9 protein-coding genes, 1 other RNA gene and 2 pseudogenes are annotated in these 6,959 nt (G+C 45.5%); 3 read left to right on the top strand and 9 right to left on the bottom strand.

Annotated elements, in window-relative coordinates; translation table 11 throughout:
* On the bottom strand, positions 1-1,222 hold a 1,222-nt coding region (locus tag SSCH_RS05085), incomplete at its 3' end, for a TrkH family potassium uptake protein (RefSeq protein WP_044664531.1).
* Entirely contained in the window at positions 1,219-2,577 is a 1,359-nt protein-coding gene (gene trkA / locus SSCH_RS05080; RefSeq protein WP_044664530.1) for a Trk system potassium transporter TrkA, read from the bottom strand. The genes SSCH_RS05085 and trkA, both read right to left, overlap by 4 nt.
* A gap of 316 nt (positions 2,578-2,893) precedes the next feature.
* Between trkA and ssrA the strand changes: the two genes are divergently transcribed.
* Positions 2,894-3,222: a transfer-messenger RNA gene (gene ssrA, locus SSCH_RS17395) on the top strand.
* A 315-nt stretch (positions 3,223-3,537) separates the two neighbouring features.
* Here the strand turns inward: ssrA and SSCH_RS05075 are convergent.
* The 7 genes and pseudogenes from SSCH_RS05075 to SSCH_RS05050 all read right to left on the bottom strand — a co-directional run bounded on the left by SSCH_RS05075 (position 3,538) and on the right by SSCH_RS05050 (position 5,789).
* Entirely contained in the window at positions 3,538-3,801 is a 264-nt protein-coding gene (locus SSCH_RS05075; RefSeq protein ID WP_044664529.1) for a hypothetical protein, read from the bottom strand.
* Positions 3,802-3,878: 77 nt separating this feature from the next.
* On the bottom strand, positions 3,879-4,133 hold the full coding sequence (locus tag SSCH_RS05070; RefSeq protein WP_044664528.1) for a hypothetical protein: 255 nt from the start codon (positions 4,131-4,133) through the stop codon (positions 3,879-3,881).
* 36 nt (positions 4,134-4,169) lie between these two features.
* Positions 4,170-4,403 (bottom strand): LytR/AlgR family response regulator transcription factor, encoded by a 234-nt coding sequence (locus SSCH_RS05065; protein WP_084710946.1) that lies wholly within the window; start codon positions 4,401-4,403, stop codon positions 4,170-4,172.
* A gap of 126 nt (positions 4,404-4,529) precedes the next feature.
* On the bottom strand, positions 4,530-4,976 hold the full coding sequence (locus SSCH_RS05060) for a nucleotidyltransferase domain-containing protein (protein WP_052835339.1): 447 nt from the start codon (positions 4,974-4,976) through the stop codon (positions 4,530-4,532).
* A gap of 99 nt (positions 4,977-5,075) precedes the next feature.
* Positions 5,076-5,129 (bottom strand): annotated as a pseudogene (locus SSCH_RS21725) (HepT-like ribonuclease domain-containing protein); the annotation flags it as partial.
* The gene (locus SSCH_RS05055) at positions 5,113-5,430 is read right to left on the bottom strand and encodes a HepT-like ribonuclease domain-containing protein (RefSeq protein ID WP_044664526.1); all 318 of its coding nucleotides are present in this window, start codon (positions 5,428-5,430) and stop codon (positions 5,113-5,115) included. The pseudogene SSCH_RS21725 and the gene SSCH_RS05055, both read right to left, overlap by 17 nt.
* A gap of 155 nt (positions 5,431-5,585) precedes the next feature.
* On the bottom strand, positions 5,586-5,789 hold the full coding sequence (locus SSCH_RS05050; protein ID WP_044664525.1) for a hypothetical protein: 204 nt from the start codon (positions 5,787-5,789) through the stop codon (positions 5,586-5,588).
* Positions 5,790-6,117: 328 nt separating this feature from the next.
* Between SSCH_RS05050 and SSCH_RS18935 the strand changes: the two genes are divergently transcribed.
* A complete protein-coding gene (locus SSCH_RS18935; RefSeq protein WP_198142181.1) occupies positions 6,118-6,264 on the top strand; it encodes a hypothetical protein in 147 nt (48 codons plus the stop codon).
* A gap of 258 nt (positions 6,265-6,522) precedes the next feature.
* A pseudogene (locus SSCH_RS05045) lies at positions 6,523-6,959 on the top strand (IS5/IS1182 family transposase); the annotation flags it as partial.

The following is a 6,959-nucleotide window of genomic DNA, read 5'->3' as shown; positions in this document are numbered from 1 at the left end:
TACCGGAAACCGCAAAAATGGCAACATATAAAAAGAAAAACTGCATAACATTGCTTACCAGTTCATTGGATATGTTTTTCCCACCGATTTTCAAGGAAAAGACAGCGCGGGGATGGATCAGCTTCCTGATCTCCAAAATCCCCTGCCTCAATAAAATCAAGATCCTCCCTACCTTGATCGAACCGCTGGTTGAACCCGAGCAGCCTCCGACAAACATCAACATAACCAGCAGTGCTTGTGACATATAAGGCCACAGGTTGAAATCAGCTGTGGAATAACCGGTAGTGGTAATAATAGATACCACCTGAAATGCAGATGTCCTGATCAGTTCTTCCACGCTGCTGAAAAGGGAACTGGTATTAAAAGCCATTATAGCAATCGCCACCAGGACAATTCCTGCATAGAAACGAAATTCTTCATTCCGCCAAAAAGCCTTCAAACTGCGGCCGCGCAGAGCCTGGTAGTACAGCGCGAAATTAGCCCCTGATAAAAAGGTGAAAACAGTGATCACCCATTGGATAGATGCCTGTTCGTAAAAACCGATACTCGTATTCTTGATACTAAAGCCACCTGTTGCTACAGTACCAAAAGCGTGACAAAGAGAGTCAAACAAAGGCATCCCGAAAAACCATAAGAGCACCGTTTCCACAATTGTCATCACCAGGTATGTGAACCAGAGAACCTTGGCGGTTTCGCTGATCCTGGGCATAATTTTGAAGGTCACCGGCCCAGGGACCTCTGCCCGGAAAATCCGGTTAGCACCCACCCCCAATTGTGAGAGCAGAGCAACCAAAAAAACAATGATCCCCATCCCGCCAAGCCAGTGTGTCAGGCTTCTCCAGAAGAGAATTCCCCTGGGGAGCCCTTCCACATTTGAAAAAATACTGGCCCCGGTTGTGGTAAACCCGGAAACAGTTTCAAAGAAAGCATCAGGAAAGCTGCTGCACACCCCGGACAGCAGATAGGGCAAACAACCATAAAGAGAGGCCAACAGCCAGCCAACGGTAACTATAACAAAACCTTCGCGGTACCTGATCTCACCCTTTTGAGGTACAGCAGTAGTTATCACTAAACCACTGATTAATGTAATAACAATTGAATAAATAAAGGCCATCCGGTCAGGGCTCTGATCATAAACAGCCCATAACAGCGGTAGAATCATAGCCAGCCCCAGAAGAACCAGGGCCTTTCCCATCAAGTTGATGACGAGGCGGATGTTCATTTAATTAAACCCCTCCGCGACTCAAAAAACTCTCCGATTTTAGGAACATTCTCTGGAACTGTAAACAGGGTCAGCCGGTCATCAACCTGGATAAGATCATCACCACCGGGGATGATCACCTGTTTTCCCCGCATGATTGCACCTACCAGTGTACCCTTGGGCAGGTCAATATCTTTCAATGCTTTATAAACCACCGGTGCCCCTACAGGAATCGTCAGTTCGATCATCTCTGCATTGCAATCCCCAAGTAATGTTACAGAAGAGACATCTCCCCGCCTGATGAAGCGCAGGATTGACCCGGCGGTAAACATCCTGGGGCTGATCACTTTATCTACATTAACATGATCGATCAAGGGAATTAAATCAGAACGACGAATCTGGACAAAAGTCTTTTTGGCGCCCAGTTCCTTGGCGATAAGGCAAACCAGCAGATTCAGTTTGTCGTCATCTGTAACAGCCACAAAAGCATCTGCCTGACCGATATTCTCTTCCATCAATAGGTCGATATCTGTCCCATCCCCATTGATGACCAGAGTCCGGTCAAGGCGTTCGGCAAATTCCTTGCAGTTTCCCCTATCCTTTTCGATCACCTTAACTATGTAATTTTTTCTCTCCAACTCCTGAGCAAGGTAATACCCGATCAGACCTCCTCCCAAAATGACCACATACTCGATCACAGGCAGCCGTTTTGCCAGAAAAAGCTTTTCGGTCTGCCCCATATCCTTGGTGCGGGACATAATAAACACACGGTCCCCGGGTTGAATAAGATCATCACCACTTGGTATGATCAGCCTCCCGTTCCGGATCACAGCTACGATTAGAAACTGGCCTGGCGAATCATAGCGGTGAATCCTTTGTCCCTGCATAGGAAAGCCCTCTTCAATTTTCAGCTCAGCCATCTGGATCTGCCCATTGGCAAAATATTCGATATCCCTGGCCTCCGGGTGCTCCAGCAGTTTCATGATTTCCAAGGCAGTAACCCTTTCCGGATTAATGATCAAGTCAATCCCCATTTTAGAAAGAGAGACATGCCGGTCGCTTTCCACATATTCGGGGTTTCTGATCCTGGCAATCGTTTTTGGCACACCATACTGTTTAGCCAAAGCACAGGCCACCATATTCAGCTCATCTGCCTCAGTAACAGAAATAAATAGCCTGGACTCTCGAATACCCGCCTCTTCTAAAACACCACAGTTCGACCCACTGCCGCAGATAGTTTGTATATCCAGATGGTCCTCTACGATCTGCAGGCGCTCTTCGTTCTTTTCAATGATCACCACATCATGGCCTTCCATCGACAGCATCTGGGCTATGTTAAACCCGACCTTCCCTGCCCCGACAATAACAACTCTCATCTTATGCCTCTCCTTATCATCTTAAGGGCTAAAAATACAGTCAATCATAATACGTGTCCGCATAGAGTTCGATTACAATCAAGCAAACTCCTTCTCACAGGTAACCTTACTAGCCTCGTTCAAAGAATGCAAGCACGAAAAGAATTCCGGTAAACGCAGTTTTGCGAAGCAAAGGCAGCCTTCTCTATCTGCATGCTTACAGGTATGAGTGGATGCACGTCCTGGTGGCATGTGGTGTCTACCCTGTCCCTGTCACGCTTCTTGAAAAAACAGGATGATATGATATAATAAAATCACAATAATTATTTGGGGGCGTACTGGCTTCGACGGGGGAATAAGGAGCAAAAGCAGCGAGCCGGGATTCCATCTGCCCGCAATACGGTGGAAAATTATTAACTGCCAATAACGAATACGCACTGGCTGCTTAATTAAGCAGCCCGTCCGCCTGGCCACGCCTGCGAGCCAGTAACGGGCGTCACACAGCAGGCTCACCCGCTTTCTCTTAATCCCTGAAGAGACTGCCGGGAGCACCATCGGGGATAGCTGACAGGAAGCCTGCCGGTAGGCGTCCTGGAAGCGAAATTAAACTGCCGGCTGCGCTCGGAGAGGCTTTTGTAGCCGTTCTTTCGGACAGGGGTTCGATCAATTGGTCGCCCTGGGTGGCAACACTCAGGTGAAAACCTGGCTTACATCGGTGAATCCTAAACAGCAGCAGCTGTATGGCAACACCGAGGGGTGCAAGCCCTGTAGAGACTCAAGGCTTTGTCCTTGGATGGAGAGTATCAACTATAATAAACTCTCCATAATACGCCAGGTACCCGTTTAACGGGTAAAGATATAGTCCGCGCCACAGGGAAACCTGTGGAGCCACGTGTCCCCTCGCCTCCACCATATAAAAAAACTGAGGTCGATTTCGGTCTCAGTTTTTATTTATCCACCCATGGAGGCTGTTTGAAACGATTATCGTAGATCAAAAGCGGGTGTTTCTTGGCAGCAGCCTTTAGTCTCTTTTGGCTCAGCTGTCCAAGCAGGTGTCCCTACTACAAACTCTACATAGCTAACCCGGCTCCAACAGAGTGTGAAAACAAAGGCGTAAAGCTTATAGGTGGCTCCGTCCACCACGATGGTGCCAAAATGGCCCCAGTCCGCCTGTGCCTGCTCTCCGGGTAGGGTTTCAAAGGGGCTTATATTCCCGGTGTTTTTGGGGACGTATTGAAGCCACATAGCGGCGCATGGTACGGGCGGAACCCTTTACATTTTAAGCAATTATTATTGCCTTTACCTAAACATAGGGAATGATATTATGGGAGCAATAAAAGCCTGAACCCGATACCTAACAACGCAATTACCAAAATTGATTTCATAACTTTCAGATATTTTGCCGAAATATTAAGTTTATCAACTGCAAAATAAAAAATTATCATTATAAGTGGTAATAGTGCCCTAATAATATTAATATTTTTGGCTGAAATATTAAGTTTATCAACTGTAAAATAAATAATTGCCAATGCAACCATTAACAGAACTAAAATATTGTTAACGCTTCTCTCTGACAATTGGAAACACACCCCGCTCCATTAATTTTTTTCACTCTAACATTTTCGAAACAAACCACGCGCTGGCAACTGAGGGGCAAAAAAAGGAAAAGCAGTGGCAAAAACAAAATAGGTATCCGGCTGAATTTCCGCCAATTCCCTGGCAGCTTCCAAACCGTTCATTTCCGGCATATCGATATCTAAAAAGACCACATCAGGTTGATGAATCTCCACCTGTCTGATGGTCTCTTTGCCATCGTTGGCAGTGGACACTACTTCGACTTCTGGCACTTCTTCTAATAGTTTTTTTTAAGTATGCTGCAGCAGCCGGATCGTCATCAGCTATCAGTACCTTTAAAACCATTTTCCCCACCACCTTCAAGTCCCTAAAACTTAGCCCCAGGTGCCTGGCACCACTTAGTATTTGTCTATTAGATCTTTCAGCACCTGCATGGCCAGTGGTTGAAAGTCCAGATAATCTCGCCACGTTTTTTCCATGAAATCGTATGTTTCTTCTTCATCTTTAGAAATTAATAACACACCTTTTGTCACATGATACCGAAAACCGGTATTTGCCTGGTTTAGAGAGCGCACATCAACTGGAAGATGAATTTTGCAGGTAAGAGTTACGGTCAATTCCAGGGTGAGGTCAAGAATTGCTTCGTCTGCAAGACTGTCATCAAAAAAGATAGCTATATCAAGATCATGACAGGGTTGTTTGCCAAGAAAAGACCCATGCAAGAAAGCAAAGCGAATTTGTGGATGTTTTTGTAGTTCCTTTTTTATTTGTTCAATTATTAGCGATTTTTGTTCTGGAGAAAAGCAATACAACTGGTCGTCAGAAGGTAAGGGTTTATTCGCCAACTAGCATTCACCACCTGTATGCTCTTCTATGATCGTTTTAATTGCATCAAGATACTGCCTCACATCTCCAAGATTATTCCGCATAATATTAAGCATTTGCATATCGTCAATTTTACCGTATCCGTGTATAAGCAGATTACGAAAACCAACCATTTTGCCGAGGCGCTCCGCCAGTGTGTGTTTGCTCAATTAGCATCTTTTCACTCAAGAGAAGAAAACTTTCCGCATAAGTATTGGGTGCCTTATTCAGGATCCTTGCACAGATGTGTGCCGCTATATTAGTCGCTGCCTCGATGAGAACTATAAAACTATACCAGGCAGAACAAATTGCTTCTTCATTGCTTAGAAAAGTATTGTCATCCTGCTGCGCATAACGCTCCAGAACATCAAGAGAACCTTTAATATCCTCTATTTTATTTATGAGCCGCGTAATGTTTAATTTTGCACTTTCCATAAATCATCCTCCTGACCCAGATAAACCTATTATGATTATACCCCGCCTGCTATTTTATGGCAATAGCTATCCGGTTGGAAATACGCAGTCCAATATAAAGCTTGCAGGGTCAAAACACAACACAGACGGGCTGTATTGATTTATGAACGGGGTTTTTAATTCATCGAACCCATCAACTGCTCCACCCATGGGGGCTGTTTGAAACGATTATCGTAGATCAATAGCGGGTGTTTATTGGCAGCAGCCTTTAGTCTCTTTTGGCTCAGCTGTCCAAGCAGGTGTTGGCCTTCAGCTGAATTCATCTGCTGCACCTGTTCTAATTCCTTATTAGAAAGGAGGGGTTCACTCGCTGTAATCATAATGATGTTATAAAGTCGATCATCTTCAATCACAGGAATGCCATTGCAATGTAAAGAAAAAGATTTCGCCATAAAGTCAGGTGCAAAAAAGAACGTAATTCGCGACCGGGTACCTCCGGCAAAAATACCGTCATCAGTACAGCACCGGCAACAACGAAGATGATTGTTCCTGCCGGGCAGCCACGGGGACGGTGACTTTGGCAGGTATCACCACTCTACTATCATAGAACAATAAGCATCGCGTAAAGAAAAAACTTCCCTCAGTGGTGAACTAATGTACGTGCGACACTGTGCGCAATAAATTCCATATTTATTTGGGGGGGGCGCATTGGGTAGGCTACTTAGAAAGAAAAGTACAACCGGCATATATCAGGTAATGGTTAGAGGCATTAATAAAGAACCAATATTTCGTGAGGAAAAAGATACACGCCAGTACAACAACTCGGAAAATCTGCATGATATTTTGATTATTTAACAGGTTTCGGTAGGGGCTACAAGCCCAAGCCCTCGCTTTTTGAGGAAAAGGCAATCGAATGAGGCTTGTATAAAATTAATTAGGAACCGACAGGGGGATAAGAATAACTACAATATCCCTAGCAAATTGCTCCACCGGAAATTGGCAAATGAGCTAATCTGCAGGAAAAAGCAAACAAAAGAACCAAAGGATCCGGATGAACCAGGTGGACCTCCCCATCCTGGCGGTACCCATCCCGAACAGGGCTCCAAAACTGCTAAGCCGACCAATAAGGGTAAATTGCTACTTGATGCTACCTGTGCCCCAGCTGATATCCGCTATCCAACAGATCTGTCTTTACTGAACGAAGCTCGGGAGAAAACCGAAAAGATAATCGACACCCTGTACCATACCGGCCTGGGCTTGAAAAGAAAGCCCCGCACCTATCGCCAGAACGCCCGGCGTGATTACTTGAAGATAGCCAAACAGAAGAAACCCCGGGGAAAAGCTATCCGCAAAGCCATCGGCAAACAACTGTCCTATCTGTGCAGGAACCTGAAGACAATAGATTCACTTCTCAACCTTGAGGGACACGGCAATCTAAGCACCCGGCAAAGCCGTGAACTGGCAACCATCCGGACACTTTACAGCCAACAGCGAGAGATGTAACACCAATAAGATCCACCAAATCAAAGACCGCATCGTCAGTATCTGCC

It is taken from the genome of Syntrophaceticus schinkii (assembly GCF_000946815.1).
GTDB classification, from domain to species: domain Bacteria; phylum Bacillota; class DSM-12270; order Thermacetogeniales; family Thermacetogeniaceae; genus Syntrophaceticus; species Syntrophaceticus schinkii.
The sequence above is the reverse complement of the archived record's forward strand: the minus strand, read 5'-3'. Positions and strand labels throughout refer to the sequence as shown.